We start from the raw sequence: 22,119 nt of genomic DNA, 5'->3' as shown, positions 1-22,119 counted from the left end.
CCTCAGGCCTGCGACCGCCCCTGCTTGGGCGGCTGAGGGCTATAAAGTTTCATGGCGTTGTGCCGGGCTTCCATTTCGCCACGCTGCGCTTCGGGCACCGCAGTCAGTGGCGGCAAACCGCCCGCCAATGTGAACAGAAGAATATCACGGGCAATCGGCGCGGCGACCGCCGATCCTCCACCGCCATGCTCTACCACGACGGAAACGGCATAGCGCGGCGCCTCATAGGGTGCGAAACAGACAAACAACGCATGATCGCGCCGTTCCCAGGGCAGTTGTTCGTTCGAGACCACGCCCCGGGCACGTTCGGCCGCAGTGATGTTCCGTACCTGACTGGTGCCGGTTTTTCCGGCCATACGCCATTCTTCCGCAACGATGCGGGCACTGCGGGCCGTGCCGCGGGCGGAATTCATGACCGCATCCATCCCGGCCTGTACCAGCTTCAGATTTCGGGGATCGACACCAAGGTCAGGAAGCTCCTCGTGCAATTGCGGCACCCCGTCGATCGCGCGGATCAATCGCGGCTCGATCAATTTACCGGTCGCCACCCGCGCGGTCATCACCGCAAGCTGCAAAGGCGAGGCCAGCACGAAACCCTGCCCGATCGAGGCATTCAAACTATCGCCGATCTGCCATTCCTGATCGTATTTTTCGCGCTTCCACGCACGATCGGGCGCGATGCCCTGCGCGATTGCCGACAAGGGCAGTTCGTGCCTTACGCCGACCCCAAGCTTGCGCGCCATTTCGGCAATACGGTCGATGCCGACACGTTGCGCGAGTTCGTAGTAATAAACGTCGCAGCTGTGTTCGAGGCTTTGGATGGCGTCCATTTGCCCATGCCCGCCGCGCCGCCAGCAGTGAAACCGCCGCCCTCCGACTTCAAGATATCCCGGGCAGAAAAAGCGCGAACCGCCATTGATGACCCCCGCTTCAAGCCCGGCAAGCAGAGTCGCCAGCTTGAAGGTCGAGCCCGGAGGATAGACGCCCTGCACGGTCTTGTCGGCCAGCGGCCTGTGATTATGTTCCAATAGCGATGTGTAGTCCTTCGAGGAGATCCCGCGCACGAATTTGTTGGGATCGAAACTCGGCGAGGAACACAGGCACAGCAGTTCGCCGGTCTGCACATCGATGACCACCGCAGCGGCGCTTTCAGTGCCAAGGCGCTGCTCCGCATAATTCTGCAGCCCCGCATCGATGGTCAGTTGCAGCGTGCCACCCTGCTGCCCCTCTTTCCGGCTGAGTTCGCGCATCTCGCGCCCCGAGTTATTGACCTCGACCCGCCGCTGACCCGCAGTGCCGCGCAAGACGTCCTCCATCTTGGCCTCGACTCCAAGCTTGCCGATCTGGAACTCGGGCAACATCAGGACCGGCTCGGGGTTCTCGATCCTGGACAGGTCGTAATCCGACACGCGGCTGACATAGCCCAGAACATGCGCCAGATCATACGAACGCGGATAATAACGCGATAATCCCGATTCCGGCGTCACACCGGGTAGTGCGGGCGCATTCACGGCGATCGAACTGAACTCTTCCCATGTCAATCTGTCAGCCAGCACGATCGGCGTGATGGCCCTTTCCTTGGAGAATTCCTTCAGCAATTCCTCCATGCGCGCTTCGCTCATCGGTATCAGCTTCGATAGCCGTCGCAGAACAGACTCGACATCACCGCCGGCCTCTTCGCGGGTCAGGGTCACGCGATAATTCTGTTCGTTTCCGGCAATCAGAACGCCCTTGCGATCATGAATCAGACCACGGGCGGGTGGCAGCAGCCGGATCTTGATCGAGTTTCCGTCCGACAGCATCCGGTATTCATCGGCATGCTTGATCTGCATCCCATGCAGCCGGAGTCCCAATGTCATCACCACGCCAAGCTGAATGCCGCCCAGCAAAAGCCCTCTGCGGACCATACGGCGACTGTTCTTCATGGCATCGCGCGGCGATTTCGTCATCGGTTATGTCTCATCATCTCGGCATCGACTGCGGTGATACGGCGCAATCCAAGCAGCCAGCGTGATCCCAGGACCACCAGCGGATAGAATCCGACAGTCTGAATATATTGCAATGCGATTTTGGTCAGCGAAGGGACGGGAAGAACGAAAACCAACTGCAACACACGATATCCCAGCATCATCACCCCGATCATGATCGAGACCCGCAGCCATTCAATCATAAACGGCTGATCCCGCCAACGCGCCTCACGCGAGCGTGTATACTCGCTTGCCAAAAGAACAATTGCGGCCCAAAGGCCCAAAGGACGAAGCAGCAGGATATCTTCAAGCAGGAAAACCCCGGCGATGGCCACCGCCGCAAGCTGATCCGGGCGGCGCAAGAGCCAGGCGAATAACAGACAGATGGCCAGATCGGGGCCCGGCTGACCGATGTCCCCCGCCCGAAGCGGCATCAGCCGGGCGAACAGGATCACAAGCTGGCAAAGGATGAACAGACCCGAACCTATCAGGATCTGTTTGCGCATATTCTCGATCACTGCCCGGATCCGTCCGGCTGCAATTCCGCGTTCAAATCGTCAATGGGTGCAGGCCCGGGCCAGTTCGGTCCCATGGGCGCCGGCTCGTTTCCGGGCAGGACCAGCGCACCGGCATCATTCATCTGCTCTTCCGGATGTGAGCGAATGACCCGCAAAAACTCCAGTCGCCCGTAATCCGCAGCCAGCCGCAGCCGTGTTCGGCCATCGGCGCCCTGAGCGACCTGACCGACCAGCAATCCCGAAGGGAAAACGCCGCCATCGCCAGAGGTCACGGCCCTGTCGCCGGCACGGACGTTATCGGGCTGTTCGATGAATTCCAGCAAAGGGTAAGAACTGTTATCCCCCACAAGCAGGGCATGCACCCCGGAGGGCTGGATCGTCACGGGCAGCCGCGATGAAGGATCGGTCAGCAACATAACCCGGCTGGTTCGCTGCCCGATACCCGAAATCCGTCCCACCAGCCCCAGGCCGTCCATTGTTGCCCAACCGTCGATGATCCCGTCGCGCGTGCCGACATTCAGCAGCACCGATTGCCGGAAGGCCGATCCCGAATCCACCATGACGACCCCGGTCACACTGGTCAGGGCCGGATCGATCCGCACCTCGTTAAGCGCCAGAAGCTTGGAGTTTTCCTCTTGCAGGGTGACTGCCGCTTCCTTCCATTCTGCGGCTTTTCTCAGCTCCCGGCGCAATTCCTGGTTCTGTTCATAAAGCCGCGCATAGGACTGGAACCCCGCTACCATCTCGCTGACACGCGTGACCGGCACCATTGCCCATTCGAAACCGGGCACGATCCGATCCACCAGAGTGGTTCGCATCCTCTCGGCGCGCGGGCTGTCGATCCGCCAGAACAGAAAAAGACCGATCAGCGCAATCGCCATCAGCGCGATCAGAACGCGGCGAATGGGTGTGACGAAATCCGGTCCCTTCTGCGCCATTCAGCGCCTCCGCGCCAATGTTTCAGCTTTCGTAGTCTATCACATGACGCAGTTGTTTTTCATATTCCAATGCCTTGCCCGTGCCCAGCGCCACGCAGCTCATCGGCTGATCGGCAAGGCTTATTGACAGGCCGGTCTGCTCGCGCAGCGCCAGATCCAACTCACCCAACATCGCGCCGCCGCCCGTCAGGATCACGCCGCGATCAACAATATCCGCCGCCAGATCCGGAGGTGTGGATTCAAGCGCAACCATCACCGCTTCGCAGATCGACTGCATCGGCTCGGTCAGGGCTTCGGCGATCATCGCCTGGCTGATCTCGATTTCCTTCGGGATTCCGTTCAGCAAATCGCGGCCACGCACCATCAGCGTTGCCCCCCTGCCGTCATCCGGCATCCGCGCCGTCCCGATCGAAGTCTTGATGCGCTCGGCCGTCGAGTCGCCGATCAGAAGGTTCTGGTTGCGGCGCAGGTAATTGATGATCGACTCGTCCATCCGGTCGCCACCGATCCGAACCGAGCGCGCATAGACCACATCGCCCAGCGACAGAACCGCAACTTCGGTCGTGCCGCCACCAATATCGACGACCATGCTGCCGGTCGGTTCAGTGATCGGCATGCCCGCACCGATGGCAGCGGCGATGGGTTCCGCGATCAGGCCGGCCTTTCGCGCCCCCGCGGACAGAACCGACTGCCGGATCGCCCGCTTTTCCACCGGGGTCGCGCCATGAGGCACGCAAACGATGATCTTGGGCTTCGAGAAGGTCGTGCGCTTGAACACTTTCTTGATGAAATGCTTGATCATCTGCTCGGCGCTGTCGAAATCGGCAATCACACCTTCACGCATGGGCCGGATCGCTTCGATGCTGCCCGGCGTCCGGCCCAGCATCAGTTTGGCGTCCTCGCCCACGGCCAGAACCTGCCGCTTTCCATCTTTGACGTGATATGAAACGACCGAGGGCTCGTTCAGAATGATCCCTTTGCCCTTGACGTAAATCAGCGTATTCGCTGTTCCAAGGTCGATTGCGATATCGGTCGAAAACAATCCCCCGAATGCCATGCCTGTCTTCCTTTCGCGCCGGTTTTTCCGGCCCTGCCCCATTTTTACCGCCACTACCGCCCTGCCCGTGGAATCGCACGGGATAAAGAAGCGTCGCCCCATATAGAGGCCTATTGCAGGTGACGAAAGCCCCGTTGCAGCAGTCTGACGTAACTTGTCAAAGAAGTCAGCCTGATTCGCGCATCCGCATATGGCACGGCATTAACCGGATTCAGGGTTAATAATTTGCAAACAAATTGCGGACCGAGGTTCCGGCCCCCGGCCCGCACGTGATTAATGCGAATACATGCTGATCTGTTTCGCGTCGCTGTCCCTGCCGGTCTGCGCGCGCCTTACAATCAACCGGTTCAGGGCCCCGACATAGGCCTTGACCGAGGCAAGGATCGTGTCGGTATCCGCAGATTGCCCGGTCACGATCCGGCCCTCTTCCTCCATCCGCACACTGACGGTCGCCTGCGCGTCGGTGCCTTCGGTCACGGCATGAACCTGATACAGCTGCAGTACCGCCTGATGCGGGAAAATATCCTTCACCGCGTTAAAGCAGGCATCCACCGGCCCGTCGCCAGTCGCGTGAACCGTCTTTTCCTTGCCATCCACGATCATCGTCAGATCGGCCGACTGGCCATCGCTGCCGCAGACCACCCGCAGATGCTTGACCTGCAGATAGTCGTCGCCGGTATTCGCGGCGGCATCCTGCACCAGGGCGACGATATCATCGTCATAGACCTCTTTCTTGCGATCGGCCAAAGCCTTGAAGCGCACGAAGATATCCTTGAGCTGGTTATCACCCACCTCGTAGCCCAGTTCATTCAGCTTCGAACGCAGGGCGGCTCGGCCCGAATGCTTGCCCATGGCGATATTGGCCGCGTTCAGACCGATATCCGCGGGTTTCATGATCTCGAATGTCTCGACATTCTTCAGCACGCCATCCTGATGGATGCCGGATTCGTGCAGGAAGGCGTTCTTGCCGACGATGGCCTTGTTGAACTGCACCGGAAAGCCCGAAACCTGGGAAACCCGGCGCGACAGGCCCATGATTTTCGTCGTGTCGATATCCGTGTTGTACGGCATGATGTCGTTGCGTACCCGCAGCGCCATCACCACCTCTTCCAGCGCGGTATTCCCCGCACGTTCGCCCAGCCCGTTGATCGTGCATTCGATCTGCCGCGCGCCCGCCTCGACGGCCGCCAGCGAGTTCGCCGTCGCCATGCCCAGATCGTTATGGCAATGGGTGGCGAAAATCACCTCATCCGCACCGGGTACCCGTTCCCGCAGCATCCGGATCAGATCGGCGCTTTCGCGCGGGGCGGTATAACCTACCGTATCGGGAATATTGATCGTGGTCGCACCACATCTGATGGCGATTTCGACCACCCGGCACAGGTAATCATGTTCGGTCCTTGTCGCATCCATGGGTGACCATTGCACATTATCGCACAGGTTGCGGGCATGGGTCACGGTTTGCTCGATCCGTTCGGCCATCTGGTCCTGGTTCAGATTGGGAATGGCGCGATGCAGCGGTGAAGTACCGATAAAGGTATGGATTCGCGGCTGTTTCGCATGCTTTATCGCCTCCCAGCAGCGATCGATATCGGGGATCTGCGCCCGCGCCAGCCCGCATATGACGCTGTATTGCGCCTGTTTTGCGATATCACTGACGGCGGCAAAATCGCCCTCGGACGCTATGGGGAAGCCCGCCTCGATGATATCCACCTTCATCTCGTCCAGCATCTGGGCGATTTCCAGCTTTTCGGCATGGCTCATCGTCGCGCCCGGCGATTGTTCACCGTCGCGCAGGGTGGTGTCGAAAATATAAACACGATTCTGATCGGTCATGGTCGTCTCTTACGCTTGAGTTTCAGGAACCCGGGCCGATGACCAGACTGAGCGGAGGCCCGGAGACCCGCTCAGCGCAGCGTAAGAAGAAGCAGACCGCGGAAATTCACGGCCGGAAACCCGCCCGACAGGGCGGCAGAGGCGGTGATGATGTGTCGTTTCCGAGTCATGCGGCAGAATATGCCGCCAAGATTCCGGTTTGAAAAGAGGAAAAAAGCATCTCATCCGGCGGGTCATCCAGCATTGAGCCATATCCCTTGCGGCATCCAACTGCTTACCGATCGCCCGGACCGGCACGTTTTCACTTAACCGTTACATTTTTGCTGGCCCCAATGCCTTTCCCCGGCCTATCCTCAATTCATCAACAATAATGATAAATATTATCAGGAGGTAAAATGTCACGCAAAATCATCGTTGGTTTTGACGGAAGTCCGGCATCCCAGCGTGCCCTGGATTTCGCCATCACCCGCGCCAAGGCGCAGGGCGACGGCATCGTCATCGCGCATATACTGGAATGGTCTCCCTACAGTTTCCTGACTCCGGAAGAATTGGCAGAGCGACACAAACGCCGCAAGAACGAGTTGGAGCGCGCCGAGAAGGCAATCCTTGCTCCGATGGTGGCGCGGGTCGAAGAACAGGGCGTCCCGGTCACGACGGCCCTGAAATACGGCCATATTGCCGAAACGCTCGTGCAAATCGCAAAAACCGAGGATGCCGCCATGATCATGATCGGCAGAATGGGGCATTCGGGACTGTCGTCACGCATCTTCGGCTCGGTCGCCGGTACGCTGGCACAGGTCGCCCCGGTTCCAGTCACGATTGTGCCCTGAACGGCAAGGAGTTTCCATCATGACATTACGTGCAGCACAACTGCTTTTCGCCGCGATTGCGTTGACCATTGCTGGAACCGCGCCCTCGCTGGCACAAGGTTTCGAAGAACAGTTCGACACATATTTCGGCCACGCAACGGGATGGTTCGTCAATATCATCTTCTATTCCTTCGATATCGGAGGGATCTCCATCCCGTGGATCGTCGGATGGCTGGTTATCGGCGCGACCATCTTCACGATCTATTTCGGATTTATCCAGTTCAGGATGGTGTCTCATGCCATTGCGCTGGTCAAAGGCGATTATTCCGATCCGAACGATGCGGGCGAGGTCAGTCATTTCCAGGCGCTCGCGACCGCGCTTTCCGGCACTGTCGGGCTTGGCAATATCGCCGGTGTGGCGGTCGCCGTCGGGATCGGCGGACCCGGAGCGACATTCTGGATGATCGTGGCGGGTCTGCTGGGCATGGCCTCGAAATTCACGGAATGTACGTTGGGCGTGAAATACCGCAATGAATACGAAGACGGCACCGTCTCGGGCGGCCCGATGTATTACATGACCAAGGGTTTTGCCGAGCGTGGCCTGCCCGGGGGTAAATTCCTGGGCATCATGTTCGCGATCTTCTGTATCCTCGGCTCATGGGGCGGGGGCAACATGTTCCAGTCCAATCAGGCCCATGCCCAACTCGCCAATGTGATGGGGTCATTCGGAATCGAAAGCTTTCCCGGCTGGATTACCGGGCTGCTCTTTGCGGTCATCGTGTTTCTTGTCATCATCGGCGGGTTGAAATCGATCGCACAGGTAACCGAAAAGGTCGTGCCCTTCATGGGTATCCTGTATGTCGGGACCGCGGTCATCATCATCCTGATGAACTACAATATGATCGGAACCGCTTTCTCGCAGATCTTCGCCGGTGCCTTCACCGAAACCGGTATCGTCGGCGGCGCGATCGGCGCACTCATCCAGGGTTTCCGTCGCGCCGCGTTCTCGAACGAGGCGGGCGTCGGCTCCGCCGCCATCGCGCATTCGGCGGTACGCACCAAGGAGCCGGTCACCGAGGGTTTCGTGTCGCTGCTTGAACCCTTTATCGATACGGTGGTTATCTGCACCATGACCGCCCTGGTCATCATCATCACCGGCCAGCTTGTCTCCGACCCGGAAACCGGGCTGTTCGTTCTGAACGAAGCGGGCGACGCGATCAAAACAGTAGATGGCAGCAGCGGTGTTGAACTGACATCCGCCGCCTTCAGCAGTAGCTTCAGCTGGTTCCGCTACCTGCTGGTCATAGCAGTGGTGCTGTTCGCCTTCTCGACCATGATTTCCTGGAGCTATTACGGCCTGAAAGCATGGACCTATCTGTTCGGTGAAGGTCAAACCAAGGAAATCATCTACAAGCTGCTGTTCTGCTTCTTCGCCTTTCTGGGAGCGACGATTCAGCTGGGTTCGGTGCTTGATTTCTCGGATGCGGCGATTTTCGCAATGGCCATACCCAATATCATCGCGCTGTATTGCCTGCTGCCGATCGTCAGGAAGGATATGAACAGCTATATCGGGCGCCTGGGTTCTGTTGAAATCAAGATATTCGTCTCCCCGCATCGGCAGCCGATGCGCCGGGGGGGGGCGCTGTACCGCCCCCCCCCTTTTCAGATCCGGGGCCCGTCGGAAACGATCAGGCTCTGGTTGCCCCGGCTTACGCTAGCGCCCGAGAGAGCAGATTGCCCCTTTTTCGACGATATATTCCCGCGCCCCGTCACCCAGTTCCCGCGTCGCAAGCAAGCGATGCCCGCCTTCCGCGCAGAAATGCGGCACATCGATTATTGCAGCCGGATCGGTCGCGATCAGCCTCAGCCTTGCCCCTTGCGGCAAGGGAAGCAACCGCTTGCGCAGCCGCAACACCGGCAGCGGGCAAAGCAGGCCACGGGCATCCACAAGATCGTTTTTACACATGAAAAGTCACCCAGGTCTCGGGCGGATATGGCATTATACGCCACTTTCCAGCGCAAATTTCATCAGCCCGTTGATCCCGTCGACATCCAGTTTCTTCTTGAGAGAAGAAGACGTATTGGCCGCCGTCTTGTAGCTGACGCCCAGTTCATCCGCGATGGCTTGCAGACTAAGGCCGCGCCCTATCAATGTCAGTACCTGCCGTTCGCGATCGGATAATGCGCCCAGCGGATCGGCCGATGCCCCGGCACGCAAAGTCGCAAGCGCAACGGCCTGCTTGGCCGACAGATAGAACTCCCCGGCTTCGAGCCTGTGTACGGCATCGCGAAACTCGGCAGGTGGGGCGTTTTTCGACAGGAAGCCATGCGCGCCGGATTGCAGGGCCCGCGCAGCGAAACCGGTCTGATCGTTCATCGAGAAGATCAGGATGCGCGCGTCCGGAGCTGCCTCTTTCAAAGGAGCGATAAGATCCAGCCCATCCTTTCCGGGCAGGCTGATATCCAGCACGATCAATGCAGGGGCAGAGCCATCGGCCAGCTGTGCCAGCGCTTGCTCGCCAGACATTGCCTGTCCGACCGGATCATATCCCAGGTCGCGCAGCAGCCGGCTGGCACCGAGATGGGTGATCGGATGATCGTCAATGACTAATGCGCTTTTCATATCATGACCTCACACGGTCCCAGGCCCGAGGCAGACTTGCCTTGATCGTGGTTCCAGTATCTCCGGACGACAGCTCCAGTATCCCGCCCAGCAAGGTGATCCGCTCGCGCATACCGGTCAACCCGGTGCCTTCGCGGCTGTCTTCGGCGAAGCCTTTGCCATCGTCGCTCAGGATCATGCGCCAATGCGCCGGATCGGTCCAGAGGCGGATCGTCACATTCTGCGCCTCGGCATGGCGCAAAGCGTTGGTTGTGCCCTCCTGCAATATGCGGAACAGCGTCAATGCGGTCGCCTCGTCAGGCTCGGGCAAGCCGGAAACGATATTGAGATGAATATGGATATCGGGAAAACGCCGTTCCAGATCATCCACATAGTCGGACATAACCGTGGACAGAGGCAACTGACCAACCGCGCCCGGACGCAGATCGTCCAGCAACGCGCGATTCACCCGAGCGATTTCCTCGGCGATCGAGGTGATTGCGCTGGCATGTTCGGCAATAGCGGGATCCGAGGCAGCTTCGGCCAGGGCATCCGCCTCGACCCGCAACCCAAAAAGACAGGGGCCCATTTCGTCATGCAGATCCCGGGCAATGGCCTTCCGCTCTTCGTCGCCGCGGCTGACCACCCGGCGCTGCAAACGCCTGCGATCCTCCTGCGCCTGTTCAAGGGCTGCGGCAAGCCTGTCCACCCCCTCGGCCACGGGAACAAGATCGGGTTGGGACAAGAGTCCGATCCGGGTATCAAGTTCGCCATTGGCCAAATCTTCAAGCCGGGCGGCGATGATACCAACGGGGCGCAGCGCATGTCTGGTGGCCAGAATTATCAGCAAAGCCTGCGCCACCGCCGCCAGCGCGGCAAGCCCAAGCGTCGTCCGGATACTGTGCCAAGCATCCGCAATCCCTATCGCGGGGTCAGTGGCGATATGTACGAAACCACGCAGCCGCCCTCCGGCGGTGACGGGTACACGGGTTTCCTGCAACTCCGGCGCGACCAGGGTGGCGAACCAAGCAGGCGCCGAAACAGGTGAATCGTCTTCCGCCCGCGGTTCACGAATGACACCTTCGCGCGGGTCAAGAATGAGGATACTGGTATGACGGGGCGGAACCAGTCGTTCAGGCAGCGCCGTCATCAATTCTTCGGGCGGCACCGCGGCTTGTAATGTCCCGATGGTCGCAAGCACCAGCGAACGCGCCGTCTGTGCGCCCTTGCGCGTCTCGAGCGCGATTTCCGCTCGCAGGCTGCCCAGATTGGCGGCGGCCAATGCTGCGAACAACATGACCTGCATGGCGAGGATCACCAGAAAGATGCGTGTGATAAGGGGCAAACGGCTCATGGCCGCAGCTTGACGCAAGCAAATGGCGGCGTCCATGCCGATATTCAACGCACCGGATCCGAGACCGCTTTTCACAGGCGCCACCGGGTTTCAGCCGTTGCCCGCGCAGTCAGACAACGTGTCTGTAATTTCCTGTCCGGATCATGCAAAGTGATGTGATCCGGACCCGGAATGCCGGTAGATCGTCAAGCCGTCATTCGGTGACGTCACCGTCCGATACGATACGGGATGCAGCGTAACATGCTGCTTGCACGCAACCAATCAAGGGAATCGCCATGACTGTCAAAACCCCGCAAGATGTTCACGACTTCTGGTTCTCAGACGGGATGAGACCTTACTGGTTTCAGAAATCCGACGAAATCGACCGCCAGATCATCCAGCTTTTCACCCCCACTTACGAGGCCGCTCATGCCGGGCGTCTGGATCACTGGGGGGCGAATGCGCAGGATGCGCTGGCGCTTGTCATCACGCTCGATCAGTTTCCGCGCAATATGTTCCGCGGCAATGCCCGGTCATTCGAAAGCAACGATCTGGCGCTTGGCCATGCCCGTCACGCATTGGAGCAGGGTTTCGATCAGGAATGCGACGAGACCGCGCGCGCATTCTTCTATCTTCCGTTCATGCATAGCGAGGAACTGGCGGATCAAGAGAAATCGGTCAAACTGTACGAAGCGCTGGGCAATGCCAATTCCCTGCATTTCGCCCGCGATCACCACGATATTATTCAGCGTTTCGGCCGCTTTCCGCATCGCAACGCAATACTGAGCCGCGAGAATACGGATGACGAAACCGAATTTCTGAAAACCCATAGCGGTTTCTGACTGACGCGCGCGAGATGCCAGGACCGGGATCGGGCATTCCGGTCTCTTCTGATCCAGGCTGGAAACAGATGAACGGAAAGGAATGCCGATGACCACCCTGCCCTGCTTCTATGCCTCTGAAACGGCGGCACATGATCCGCGCTTCTGGATGCTGCGCGGTGCGCCTTCCCCCAACAAGGAACTGCCCGAGCGGGCCGACCGTCTTCTGGCCGGGCTGGCGCGGCTGGGGTTGAAGCCCCAGGCGCCCCCTGAATCCGACCGTGCCGCAATGCGCGCGATACATACACCGAACTATCTGCATTTTCTGGAGAATTGTTGGGAAGAATGGCAGAGTTTTCCCGGTGCGGGGGCTGAAGTGGTCGCCAATCTGCATCCCCAGAAATCCACGCAAACCTATCCCGAAGGCATTGTCGGCCGCGCCGGATGGCATATGTCCGATACGGCTTGCCCGATCGGGCGCGACACATGGGCGGCGGCGATACGCGGCGTCGACACGGCGCTTGCAGCGGCGGGCGCGGTGATGGACGGCGCGGATTCCGCCTATGCGCTTTGCCGGCCGCCGGGTCATCACGCCGATGCGGATACTGCGGCTGGGCATTGTTTCCTCAACAATTCGGCCATCGCCGCGCAGACCCTGCTTGAGCAGCACGATCGGGTGGCTATCCTTGATATCGACGTGCATCACGGCAATGGCACGCAGGAGATTTTCTACGACCGGGCGGATGTCCTGACAGTATCCATTCACGCCTCGCCCGAAGATTTCTATCCCTTCTATCTTGGCTATGCACATGAGACCGGACGCGCAGCAGGAGAAGGCTGCAATCTCAATCTGCCACTGCCAAAGGGACAGGGAGACGAGGACTGGCTTGCCGCAATCTCGTCAGGATTGAACCGGATCGGGGAATTCAATCCCGGCGCGATGGTTCTTGCGCTTGGGCTGGACGCGCATGAAAATGATCCCCTGCGCGGCCTGTCGGTCACGACCGGAGGATTCGGGCGCGCCGCCAAACTGATCGCGGAGGCTGGATTGCCGACCGTGATGGTTCAGGAGGGCGGATATCTGTCCGACGACCTGACGGAAAACATCCACGCCTTTCTCGCCGGCTGGATCGGGGCAAGACAGACCCGCTGACCTGTCAGCGTTTCTGCCATCTTTGGACAGCCCAAAAAGCTGCCTCGCTCAGATGAGGCAGCACCACCATTCCCAGCGTCATCCGCCGCCCTGAACCGGGCTATCCGTCGACTGGCCTCTTTGCCGCTCGATCTCGCGCCAGCGGGCGACATTGGCCTCGTGCTCTTCCAGAGTGCGTCCGAATGCATGTCCGCCCGAACCGTCTGCCACGAAGAAAAGATAATCCGTCTCGGCCGGATTCAGTGCCGCCCTGATCGAGGCGCGGCCCGGATTGGCGATTGGCGTAGGTGGCAATCCGTCGACGCGATAGGTATTATACGGTGTCGTCTGGTTCAGTTCCGAACGCCGCAATCCCCGATCCAGCACGCCCTCGCCTCCGGTAATGCCATAGATTACCGTCGGATCGGTTTCGAGACGCATTCCCTGTTCCAACCGGTTGACAAAGACGCTTGCAACCTGTGGCCTTTCGTCCGGGACCCCGGTTTCCTTCTCGACGATAGAGGCCATGATCAGCGCGTCTTGCGGGGTTTCGTATGGCAGGCCGAAAGGACGCGCCTCCCATTCCTCGGCAAGGATCGTGGCCTGACGCTGGGCCATTCTGGTCAGAAGCGCCTCACGATCTTCGTTCTTCTCGATCTCGTAAGTATCCGGGGCAAGACTGCCCTCATCGGGTATTTCGTCAATCTCACCCGACAGGAATCCGGCGCCTTTCAGCCCCTGGACAACCTGCCAACTCGTGGCCCCTTCGGCCAGGGTCATGCGTATCCGGGAATCTTCCTTTTCCTGCGCGGCAATAATCGCTTCCGGCGCATCGCCCTTACCCGGATCATACCGGTCCCGCTCTTCATAGGCGCCGGTTTCGGGATTGATATCGCGCAGAAGTATCGTGTTCTCGCGCACACCGATGCGCAGAATCACCTCGGTGCCGCAGGTCGAGGGACCACCGCGGGTAATCGTTTCCACGATATCTTCCATGCTGGCGCGCGGGGGCATCAGATAACTGCCAAAGCGCAAGTCACGCGACTTCTCCATGTAATCGGCGCCTGCACGGAAGATATAGGCGCTTGAAATCGCGCCCTGTTCGGCCAACTGCTTGCTGACCGCATTCAGGCTCGCGCCGGGCGCGATCTGGACGCATTGCGCGATCTCGCTGGGCCCGGTACCGCTGAATTCACGCTTGGCCCATGCCACCGCGCCCGCAAGCACGACCAGAAGCACGACCAGCAGCGTGAAAAAGTTCGAGGCGATATTGCGCCAGATCATCCATCAACACTCCTCAGCACCAGCGACGCATTGGTGCCACCAAAGCCGAAGGAGTTCGACAGCGCGATGTTCACTTTCCGGCGAACAGCCGCGTTGGCAGCAAGATCCAGCTTGGGCTCTACCGCCGGGTTGTCCAGATTGATCGTCGGCGGGCAAATCTGGTCGCGGATCGCCAGCACGCAGAAAATCGCCTCGACCGCTCCGGCAGCACCAAGAAGATGCCCGATGCTCGACTTGGTCGAAGACATGACCGCGCCCTTGGCCGCATCGCCCATCAACCGTTCGACCGCGCCCAGTTCGATAGTATCGGCCATGGTACTGGTGCCATGCGCATTGATATAATCGATCTGATCCGCGCCGATTCCGGCCGAACGCAGCGCGTTCTGCATCGCCCTGTAGCCGCCATCGCCATCCTCGGCAGGGGCGGTAATATGATAGGCATCGCCCGACAGACCGTAGCCGATCACCTCGGCATAGATCTTTGCGCCGCGTGCCCTGGCATGTTCATATTCCTCCAGCACGACGACGCCTGCACCCTCGCCCATCACGAATCCGTCACGGTCCTGATCATAGGGACGGCTGGCGGCCTGCGGATCATCGGTGCGCTTGGTCGACAGAGCCTTGCAGGCATTGAAGCCGGCGATCCCGATCTCGCTGATCGGCGCTTCGGCTCCGCCTGCAATCATGACATCCGCATCTCCCAGCATGATCAGCCGGGACGCATCGCCAATGGCATGCGCACCCGTCGAACAAGCCGTCACCACCGCGTGGTTCGGCCCCTTGAAACCGTAACGGATCGAGACCTGCCCCGAAATCAGGTTGATCAATGCCCCGGGAATGAAGAAGGGCGACACGCGCTTGGGTCCGCGCTCTTTGATCAGTACAGCCGTCTCGGCGATCGAGGTCAGCCCACCAATACCCGAACCGATCATGACTCCGGTGCGCAACCTTTCCTCTTCACCTTCAGGCTCCCAGCCGGCGTCTTTAACCGCTTGCTCTGCGGCAGCCATGCCGTAAAGAATGAAATCATCCACCTTGCGCCGATCTTTGGGCGACATCCAGTCATCGGGATTGAACGTGCCGTCGCTGCCATCGCCGAACGGAATTTCACAGGCGTATTTCGTCACCACCTCAGAAGGATCAAAACGCGTGATCGGCCCGGCGCCGGATTGACCCGCCAGAAGCCGTTCCCATGTCGCGTCGACGCCCGAGGCCAGTGGCGTGACCATTCCAAGACCGGTGACAACAACCCTGCGCATGCGGATATCCTTCAAGCAAATTCACATTCCCGACCTGATACACGCGGGCAGTGAAACGCGCAACGCCAGTTCATCAGGTGGGTTCAACAGGTCTGCCGGCATCACCTCCGGCGGGAAGGTCGAAATATGCCATTGCAACATCAGGCAAACTGCAAAGGCGCGCCGGGGGGGTCCCTCCTATTCTGGACGCCTGCCCAGTATCGGAGGATCAACCCTCTCGGCTGGTGAAAGCGGAGCGGGGGGCACATGTCGGAACAGCCGTATCCCCAACCAGATCAGCAAGGCGCAAATCGCGATAATGGCCCAGTAGGGCCACCCTTCGGCAGATGTAACAGCTCTGAAAAACAACCGATCGGCGGGCGTCTTGCAACCTGCGGTAGCCATCCCGCAAGCATATGCCAGCAGCATGTAATATCCCGCCGTGACCACAAGCGCTCCGGCCGCGCCCAGCAGCGCCAAAATAGCTCCGAAAACCCTGCGCAATCCTGAACCCTTTATCGCCATCCCGATCACCGCCTGAGACGGTCATGTCGATATAGATGTCAGCTATCTGTTTGTTAAGAAAAAATGCCGCGAGCTTCGAGAGGAGCAGGTTGCTTCTATCAGCCCTGTCGATGACCGCCCGATTTCGACTATCTATCCGCCAGAACGGGCTGTTTGTTGCGCGCATGGCGCATACCAAGTTTGCGCCCCGCTCTGCCATTGCTCAGCGGACGCACGGTGGCCGGGGCTGCGCCGGTAACCTGTATATCGCCCAATTCAGGAAACAGGCTGAATATTTCCTCTCTTGCAGCCTTGCCCAGTGTTTGCAGCGCTTCAGGGCCGGTGTAAAGGCTCTCTGTCTCGGCACCATTAGCCAGGATGACCTCATGACGGTCGAACAGCATGTGAAAATATTCGACATCCCCGATGTCCCCGGCAACCTCGATCCCGTCAATTTCCAGCAGATGCTTGGCGGCGACCAGAACCTCCAGCGCGCCGAACATGCGCTGCGCGATCTTTGAGCGGACAAGCATGCGATGCTGCGGGCTGACCAGAAGATCGCATGACGGGCGGTTTTGACCCAAAGCATCCCGGCGAATACGGATCGGCTGCATCCGGGGCATTCTCTGCAACTCGTCAGCGGACAATTTGCGCGAGCCGATCCACCGGACCGGCTGCAACCCGTGATCGCAGGTAAAAACCAGATCACCCACGCGCAGTTTTTCAATCGCCACCGCACCACGATCCGTCTCGATCAGCGTTCCCCGAACAAAGCAGGGAAAAGGCGCTCCGCCATCCGAATCCATGACGGTCGACGCTAGCAGTGCGCCTCTGCCGCCATTCAGCGGAAACTCTCCGTCATAGGAGGTATATCCGGCATCGATATTGACCGGCTGACCGTGTTCAGCCATCGACGCGCCAAGATTATCCATGAAATCCTGCGAATACTGGATCAACAATTCCTCGGGACCACCCGATGCAGGGCGCACAATCGCAAACTGCCAGGTTCCGGGAATATAAACCCGTTCGCCATCGTCGAAGGTCACGAACATGTAATTCGTTCCACCCCCTGCGGTATAATAGGGGGCCTGATTGCCCGTATCCTCATATTTGATATTATGGGCGAGATATTGTTCGCCTTCGACATAGACCGGCACGTTATTGTATTCGTGCGGATCCTGTTCACCGGTATTATTATAAGGATTTGCCGGATCATTGGTATAAGGCAGACGCGTCTCGGTACCGGCTGCATCTGCAGTCACCTCGACGGTTTCGCTTTCCCAATCGGCCCTGAACTTGAAGGTGCTATATTCTGTTGGATAAGATGGGTTGGGCTCCACCTGCCGTTCGAATGCGGTCATGGTGAGCAGGAAATGATTGCCTGACATGGCGACTCCTCCACTGGTTAACGCGATTACTCGGAAACCGCCCGCTACTCGGATCACATGACGATTCCCGTCGCACAAAATGCTGACACAGCAGCACGCGAAAATCACAATCGTGGTTAACAGTCAAGCAAACACAACCTGGCACAGAATCGTCTTTGTGATCACAACTCAAGACTGTGAAAAATACCTCTTGCGCAGCACCTCATTCAGAAATGCAGTGGTTCGTCATTCAGGCTGACAACATTGTATAAAGTGCAGAAATTCGGCTTTCTGTGCCGGTCAAGCCAGTCCCGCCGCGCGGAAATCAGCCATCACGTCCCGCTCGGGCCTTGGCCCGACATGACCGATCACTTCGGCCGCGGCGATGCAGCCCATACGTCCCGCAACCTCTAGCGACGCGCCCGTGGCCAACCCATAGATCAGGCCGGCGGCAAACTGGTCGCCCGCGCCGGTCGCATCGACCGGGACCACCTTCTGCACCGGCGCGATGGCACGCTGACCGTCACGAATAAGAATCGCATCCTCGCCCGAACGCGTGCAGATCACCGTTCCGCAATCGGCCACAGCCTGTTTCAACGCCGCCTCGAGATCCTCGATCTGGTAAAGCGAGGTCCATTCCTGGGCATTCCCGATCACGTAATCCATCGGTCCGGCCACCAGCCGCCTGAAATCTTCACGGTGCCGATCCACGCAGAACGGGTCGGACAAGGCGATCCCGGCGCGCCCGCCGGCCTCATGGCAACATTTCGCGGCTTTCAGAAACGCCTCTTTTCCCTTGGCCTTGTCGAACAAGTAGCCTTCCAGAAACAACCAGCCCGCCCCGTCGAACACTTCGGGTGCCACATGCTCCGGCCCCAGCTCGGTCGAGATCCCCAGATAGGTATTCATCGACCGCTCACCGTCCGGAGTGACAAGGATGATGCTGCGCGATGTGGGCAGCACATCCCCAGTCACCGGCGGATTGACAAAGCGCGTCCCCGCCTCTTCGGTCTTGCCGGCATAGATGCGGCCCAGCGTGTCATCCGCAACCCGTCCAATAAAGGCAGTGCGCAGACCGAATGCGCCGATCCCGGCCAGAGTATTGGCCACCGATCCCCCCGGCACCAGCCGCGCGTCTTCCCGTCCCGGACCGTGATCATCGGCCTGCGCGGCCATCAGAAACTCGGACCGCTCACGCTCAATCAGTTGCATGATGCCCTTCTGCACGCCCAAATCCTGCAGCCGGGCATCGCTGGTGGGCGATATCACATCCATCACCGCATTTCCGATGCCGATCACATAGGGCGTTGTCATATCGTCTTCTCCTCATAGGGGCACAGGTCGGCAATGATACAGACCGCGCAGCGTGGGCGGCGGGCCTGGCAGATATAACGGCCATGCAGGATCAGCCAGTGATGGGCGTGCTGCTGGAATCTGACCGGCACATTATCCTCGATCGCGCGCTCGACCTCGTTCACGTCGCGGCCCGGAGCAAGGCGAGTCCGGTTCCCGACCCGGAAGATATGCGTGTCCACAGCCTGCGCTGGATGGCCAAAAGCGCAATTCAGAACGACATTCGCGGTCTTGCGTCCCACACCGGGCAAAGCGGTCAATGCGGCCCGGCTGTCCGGCACTTCACCACCGTACTCCTCCACGAGGATCCGCGACAAGGCGATGACATTCTTCGCCTTTTGTCGGAAAAGCCCGATGGTCTTGATATATGCGGTCACGCCCTCAAGCCCCAGTTCAAGCATCTTTTCGGGCGTATCCGCCACCGCGAACAGACCCTTCGTCGCCTTGTTCACCCCGACATCGGTCGCCTGCGCCGACAATGCGACGGCCACGACCAGCGTATAGGGATTGGTGAATTCAAGCTCGGTCTCGGGATGCGGATTCGCCTTTTCGAGACGCGAGAATATCGCGACCTGATCGGCAAAGGGCAATGCGGGGGGCAAACGTCGTGACTGAACCATGGCAACGCGGTTTTGACCCCGCTGGCTCCGTAATGCAAGCTGCCGATGTATCAAATGCTGGATGAATTTGCCCTTTTCTTCTTTGGGACAGCCTCGCCACTCCGGATCCGGACGACGCGTCTGCATGATCCGGCGATGCAGGAAAACCTGCAACTGCGGGAAGTTTCTCAGGCACGACCCTCTGTGGCGCGGAACGGCAGGATCATTTCGATCTCCGGCATACCACGCATATTCACGAGATTTTCGCGCCCGGTTTCCACAAATCCCAGCCGACGATAAAGCGATATCGCGCGGGTGTTGTCGGCATGAACATGCAACCCGGCCGAACTCATACCCGCCAAGGCCGCATCTTCCAGCGCCGCCCGGATCGCCGCTTCGGCATAACCGCGACCCCGCGCTTTTGGACGGGCATAAACCGATAGCAGCCAGCCACGCTGGGGATCTCGTGCATCCAGTTGTGCCTGCCACGATGCGACGGCCAAAGGCGATCCTATCTCGGCCCCCGACGCGAAGGTTGGAACCGTATCCAGCCTTGCCGCGAAATCCGCAAGAGGACGGTCCTGCCAGTCGGTCAAGTCCGTGTCGAACGCTTCCGGAGCAACTCTCAGACTTTCGAGGCGGATTTCACGCCATTCCTCGGCGCGACGGGAAGAAAGCCGCCAGTATCTGATCACTTCTTCTTTGCTCAAAATACCCGCTCAGTCCGGATGCTCCGGCGCCTTGCCTGACGGAGCAAGATATGGCTGTGTCACATCCCGCAGGTCCAGATTGATGCATTCGACATCGGCAAGCAGAGTTCCGTCACCGGCAAATTGTAGTGACAGCCGTCCGGTACCATCCTCCCCCGGCTCCCATGTCAGTGCCAGAAGCTCCAGCACCGTCCCGTCGCTGCGATCGATGCCGTCGCTTTTCAGTGACATCACATCCCCGATGACCAGAACCGACCGAACCCGTTCATATCCCCTTCCTTCTGCGCGCGCCTGATCGGCATCCTCCCAGCGGAACCGGTTCAGCAAGAGGGCCAGCCGCCGCGCCTGCGGGTCATGGCTGATTTCCGAACCCGGCAGGATCGCGTCCTGAACAAGTGCCGAGATGATCCGCAGATCAGTCTCATCTTCAGCTTTCAACGCCATCGGACGCGGATCGGCATCAGCGAAACGGGCATCTTCGACCATCGTCTATTCCTCCTTTACGCGCTCGATAAGAGCTCCAACCCCGCGCAATTTCCGCACGACATGTTCATAGCCCCGGTCAAGATGATAAACGCGGCTTACCGTGGTTTGCCCCTCGGCAGCCATCCCGGCAAGGATCAGGCTGACCGAGGCGCGCAAATCCGTCGCCATGACCGGAGCGCCGCGAAGCTGCTGAACGCCGGTGACCTTGGCCTGACCGCCATGAACCTCGATCTGCGCCCCCATGCGGGTCAGTTCAGGAGCATGCATGAAGCGGTTCTCGAAGATCGTTTCTTCCAGCACGCTGCTTCCTTCGGCCAAGCACATCAGTGCCATGAACTGCGCCTGCAAATCCGTTGGAAACCCCGGATAGGGCGCGGTTGCCACATCGACCGCACGCACGCGGCCGTTCTTACGGGCAACTTTCAGCCCGCGCGGCGTCTCACTGATGCTGATCCCCGCCTCATCCAGCTTTTCACAGAATGCCGCCAGCAGATCGATCCGCCCCCCCAGAAGCTCGATCTCGCCGCCGCACATGGCCGGGGCCAGCATGTAGGTTCCCAGTTCGATCCTGTCGGTCACCACGGGATGCGTCGCCCCATGCAGGCTGTCGACGCCCTGGATGGTGATGGTACCCGTGCCTTCACCCTCGATCTGCGCCCCCATCCGCCGGAGACATTGGACCAGATCGACGATCTCGGGCTCTCGCGCGGCATTCTTCAGGACAGTGGTACCGCGTGCCAATGTGGCCGCCATCAGCGCATTCTCGGTCGCGCCCACGGAAACCAGCGGAAATTCGAATTCGGCCCCTTTCAGCCCCGCGGAAGGCGCCTTGGCATAGACATAACCGTCACGCAGATCCAACTCGGCGCCCATCGCCTCGAGCGCGGACAGATGCAGATCGACCGGCCTCGCGCCGATTGCGCAGCCGCCGGGAAGCGAGACCTCGGCCCGGCCTTCCCGCGCCAGCATCGGCCCCAGAACAAGGATCGAGGCCCGCATCTTGCGGACGATGTCATATTCGGCCCTGTGGCTGGTCAGCGCATGGCTGGACATGGCCAGCACCTGCCCGTCCTGCAGGCCGGTCACCTCGACCCCCATGCTTTGCAACAATGCCGTCATGGTGCGGATATCCGACAACCGCGGCGCATTGGTCAGCGTCAGCGGCTGATCCGTCAGAAGCGTCGCCGGCATCAGGGTAAGGCAGGCGTTTTTCGCCCCCGCGATCGGGATTTCGCCCTGCAGGGGGCCGTTTCCCCGAACGATGATCTGGTCCATCTAGCTTTCGTCTCCGCCTGTATCGTTACTGCCGCCGGTCTCTTGCGCGCTTTTCTCGGAACGGGCCCGCGCCTGCGCCTTGCGCCGCGCCAGATTGGCGCGCAATGCCGTGCGCAGCCTGTCCTCGCGGGAGTCGTCCCCGCTTTTTCCCTTTCCGGGTCGGCGTCTTTCCTTTGACCGGTCTTCCATCCGTTCCTGTTACCGCCCTCATGCGTCACAGTCCAGCGATGCCGTTGACGCTTTCGCCCGGTTTTTCCCCCATTCCCCCCTTGCGTGCCGCCCGGACATTG

19 protein-coding genes and 1 pseudogene are annotated in these 22,119 nt (G+C 59.7%); 4 read left to right on the top strand and 16 right to left on the bottom strand.

The features are described 5' to 3' along the window. Window positions 1–2: 2 nt before the first annotated feature. The 5 genes from mrdA to Q0601_RS15215 form a co-directional block, all read right to left on the bottom strand. Window positions 3–1,949, bottom strand: coding sequence for a penicillin-binding protein 2 (gene mrdA / locus Q0601_RS15235; RefSeq protein WP_305290721.1), 1,947 nt, complete (start codon window positions 1,947–1,949; stop codon window positions 3–5). Beyond that, complete coding sequence (locus tag Q0601_RS15230) at window positions 1,946–2,485, bottom strand: rod shape-determining protein MreD (protein ID WP_305290720.1); 540 nt, start codon at window positions 2,483–2,485, stop codon at window positions 1,946–1,948. Before Q0601_RS15230 ends, mrdA begins: the two co-directional genes overlap by 4 nt. Continuing rightward, on the bottom strand, window positions 2,482–3,423 hold the full coding sequence (gene mreC / locus Q0601_RS15225) for a rod shape-determining protein MreC (RefSeq protein ID WP_305290719.1): 942 nt from the start codon (window positions 3,421–3,423) through the stop codon (window positions 2,482–2,484). Before mreC ends, Q0601_RS15230 begins: the two co-directional genes overlap by 4 nt. A gap of 22 nt (window positions 3,424–3,445) precedes the next feature. Then, entirely contained in the window at window positions 3,446–4,480 is a 1,035-nt protein-coding gene (locus Q0601_RS15220; RefSeq protein WP_119751270.1) for a rod shape-determining protein, read from the bottom strand. A 273-nt stretch (window positions 4,481–4,753) separates the two neighbouring features. Beyond that, on the bottom strand, window positions 4,754–6,316 hold the full coding sequence (locus Q0601_RS15215; RefSeq protein ID WP_305290718.1) for a 2-isopropylmalate synthase: 1,563 nt from the start codon (window positions 6,314–6,316) through the stop codon (window positions 4,754–4,756). 395 nt (window positions 6,317–6,711) lie between these two features. Here Q0601_RS15215 and Q0601_RS15210 point away from each other — a divergent pair, with 395 nt between their 5' ends. After that, window positions 6,712–7,146, top strand: coding sequence for a universal stress protein (locus tag Q0601_RS15210; protein WP_119751272.1), 435 nt, complete (start codon window positions 6,712–6,714; stop codon window positions 7,144–7,146). Window positions 7,147–7,165: 19 nt separating this feature from the next. After that, window positions 7,166–8,728 (top strand): annotated as a pseudogene (locus Q0601_RS15205) (alanine/glycine:cation symporter family protein); the annotation flags it as partial. 396 nt (window positions 8,729–9,124) lie between these two features. Here Q0601_RS15205 and Q0601_RS15195 read toward each other — a convergent pair. Further along, the gene (locus Q0601_RS15195) at window positions 9,125–9,748 is read right to left on the bottom strand and encodes a response regulator (protein WP_305290717.1); all 624 of its coding nucleotides are present in this window, start codon (window positions 9,746–9,748) and stop codon (window positions 9,125–9,127) included. Between the two features lies 1 nt (window position 9,749). Then, window positions 9,750–11,081, bottom strand: a complete 1,332-nt coding sequence (locus Q0601_RS15190) for a histidine kinase (protein WP_305290715.1) — start codon at window positions 11,079–11,081, stop codon at window positions 9,750–9,752. A 275-nt stretch (window positions 11,082–11,356) separates the two neighbouring features. On the opposite strand from Q0601_RS15190, the gene Q0601_RS15185 reads away from it, so the two are divergent. Together Q0601_RS15185 and Q0601_RS15180 are read left to right on the top strand one after the other, a co-directional pair. After that, on the top strand, window positions 11,357–11,902 hold the full coding sequence (locus Q0601_RS15185; protein ID WP_305290714.1) for a DUF924 family protein: 546 nt from the start codon (window positions 11,357–11,359) through the stop codon (window positions 11,900–11,902). A gap of 88 nt (window positions 11,903–11,990) precedes the next feature. Next, window positions 11,991–13,034 carry a histone deacetylase family protein gene (locus Q0601_RS15180; RefSeq protein ID WP_305290713.1) on the top strand — a complete coding sequence of 348 codons (1,044 nt, stop codon included), beginning with the start codon at window positions 11,991–11,993 and terminating at the stop codon, window positions 13,032–13,034. Window positions 13,035–13,112: 78 nt separating this feature from the next. Here Q0601_RS15180 and mltG read toward each other — a convergent pair whose 3' ends face one another. The 9 genes from mltG to Q0601_RS15135 form a co-directional block, all read right to left on the bottom strand. After that, window positions 13,113–14,294 (bottom strand): endolytic transglycosylase MltG, encoded by a 1,182-nt coding sequence (gene mltG / locus Q0601_RS15175; protein ID WP_305290773.1) that lies wholly within the window; start codon window positions 14,292–14,294, stop codon window positions 13,113–13,115. After that, the gene (fabF, locus tag Q0601_RS15170; protein WP_305290712.1) at window positions 14,294–15,556 is read right to left on the bottom strand and encodes a beta-ketoacyl-ACP synthase II; all 1,263 of its coding nucleotides are present in this window, start codon (window positions 15,554–15,556) and stop codon (window positions 14,294–14,296) included. Before fabF ends, mltG begins: the two co-directional genes overlap by 1 nt. Window positions 15,557–16,188: 632 nt before the next feature. Beyond that, a complete protein-coding gene (locus Q0601_RS15165; RefSeq protein ID WP_305290711.1) occupies window positions 16,189–17,427 on the bottom strand; it encodes a Hint domain-containing protein in 1,239 nt (412 codons plus the stop codon). A 279-nt stretch (window positions 17,428–17,706) separates the two neighbouring features. Next, on the bottom strand, window positions 17,707–18,720 hold the full coding sequence (locus Q0601_RS15160; RefSeq protein ID WP_305290710.1) for an adenosine kinase: 1,014 nt from the start codon (window positions 18,718–18,720) through the stop codon (window positions 17,707–17,709). Continuing rightward, the gene (gene nth / locus Q0601_RS15155; protein ID WP_305290709.1) at window positions 18,717–19,379 is read right to left on the bottom strand and encodes an endonuclease III; all 663 of its coding nucleotides are present in this window, start codon (window positions 19,377–19,379) and stop codon (window positions 18,717–18,719) included. Before nth ends, Q0601_RS15160 begins: the two co-directional genes overlap by 4 nt. A 167-nt stretch (window positions 19,380–19,546) precedes the next feature. Then, window positions 19,547–20,068 (bottom strand): GNAT family N-acetyltransferase, encoded by a 522-nt coding sequence (locus Q0601_RS15150; RefSeq protein ID WP_305290708.1) that lies wholly within the window; start codon window positions 20,066–20,068, stop codon window positions 19,547–19,549. A gap of 9 nt (window positions 20,069–20,077) precedes the next feature. Further along, complete coding sequence (locus Q0601_RS15145; RefSeq protein ID WP_119751285.1) at window positions 20,078–20,554, bottom strand: DUF2948 family protein; 477 nt, start codon at window positions 20,552–20,554, stop codon at window positions 20,078–20,080. A gap of 3 nt (window positions 20,555–20,557) precedes the next feature. Next, window positions 20,558–21,829: a UDP-N-acetylglucosamine 1-carboxyvinyltransferase gene (gene murA, locus Q0601_RS15140; RefSeq protein WP_305290707.1), complete on the bottom strand. Its 1,272-nt coding sequence runs from the start codon at window positions 21,827–21,829 to the stop codon at window positions 20,558–20,560. Continuing rightward, window positions 21,830–22,018, bottom strand: a complete 189-nt coding sequence (locus tag Q0601_RS15135; RefSeq protein WP_305290706.1) for a hypothetical protein — start codon at window positions 22,016–22,018, stop codon at window positions 21,830–21,832. Window positions 22,019–22,119: the final 101 nt, after the last annotated feature.

Origin of the sequence: Paracoccus wurundjeri (assembly GCF_030678915.1) — a bacterium.
In the GTDB taxonomy this organism is placed as follows: domain Bacteria; phylum Pseudomonadota; class Alphaproteobacteria; order Rhodobacterales; family Rhodobacteraceae; genus Paracoccus; species Paracoccus onubensis_A.
The sequence above is the reverse complement of the archived record's forward strand: the minus strand, read 5'-3'. Positions and strand labels throughout refer to the sequence as shown.

What these genes read in the sequence shown, in the direction of transcription:
- mrdA (WP_305290721.1), bottom strand. Translation starts at nt 1,949, where the DNA reads ATGACGAAATCGCCGCGCGATGCCATGAAGAACAGTCGCCGTATGGTC.
- mreC (WP_305290719.1), bottom strand. Translation starts at nt 3,423, where the DNA reads ATGGCGCAGAAGGGACCGGATTTCGTCACACCCATTCGCCGCGTTCTG.
- Q0601_RS15220 (WP_119751270.1), bottom strand. Translation starts at nt 4,480, where the DNA reads ATGGCATTCGGGGGATTGTTTTCGACCGATATCGCAATCGACCTTGGA.
- Q0601_RS15215 (WP_305290718.1), bottom strand. Translation starts at nt 6,316, where the DNA reads ATGACCGATCAGAATCGTGTTTATATTTTCGACACCACCCTGCGCGAC.
- Q0601_RS15210 (WP_119751272.1), top strand. Translation starts at nt 6,712, where the DNA reads ATGTCACGCAAAATCATCGTTGGTTTTGACGGAAGTCCGGCATCCCAG.
- Q0601_RS15195 (WP_305290717.1), bottom strand. Translation starts at nt 9,748, where the DNA reads ATGAAAAGCGCATTAGTCATTGACGATCATCCGATCACCCATCTCGGT.
- Q0601_RS15190 (WP_305290715.1), bottom strand. Translation starts at nt 11,081, where the DNA reads ATGAGCCGTTTGCCCCTTATCACACGCATCTTTCTGGTGATCCTCGCC.
- Q0601_RS15185 (WP_305290714.1), top strand. Translation starts at nt 11,357, where the DNA reads ATGACTGTCAAAACCCCGCAAGATGTTCACGACTTCTGGTTCTCAGAC.
- Q0601_RS15180 (WP_305290713.1), top strand. Translation starts at nt 11,991, where the DNA reads ATGACCACCCTGCCCTGCTTCTATGCCTCTGAAACGGCGGCACATGAT.
- fabF (WP_305290712.1), bottom strand. Translation starts at nt 15,556, where the DNA reads ATGCGCAGGGTTGTTGTCACCGGTCTTGGAATGGTCACGCCACTGGCC.
- Q0601_RS15165 (WP_305290711.1), bottom strand. Translation starts at nt 17,427, where the DNA reads ATGTCAGGCAATCATTTCCTGCTCACCATGACCGCATTCGAACGGCAG.
- Q0601_RS15160 (WP_305290710.1), bottom strand. Translation starts at nt 18,720, where the DNA reads ATGACAACGCCCTATGTGATCGGCATCGGAAATGCGGTGATGGATGTG.
- nth (WP_305290709.1), bottom strand. Translation starts at nt 19,379, where the DNA reads ATGGTTCAGTCACGACGTTTGCCCCCCGCATTGCCCTTTGCCGATCAG.
- Q0601_RS15145 (WP_119751285.1), bottom strand. Translation starts at nt 20,554, where the DNA reads ATGGTCGAAGATGCCCGTTTCGCTGATGCCGATCCGCGTCCGATGGCG.
- murA (WP_305290707.1), bottom strand. Translation starts at nt 21,829, where the DNA reads ATGGACCAGATCATCGTTCGGGGAAACGGCCCCCTGCAGGGCGAAATC.
- Q0601_RS15135 (WP_305290706.1), bottom strand. Translation starts at nt 22,018, where the DNA reads ATGGAAGACCGGTCAAAGGAAAGACGCCGACCCGGAAAGGGAAAAAGC.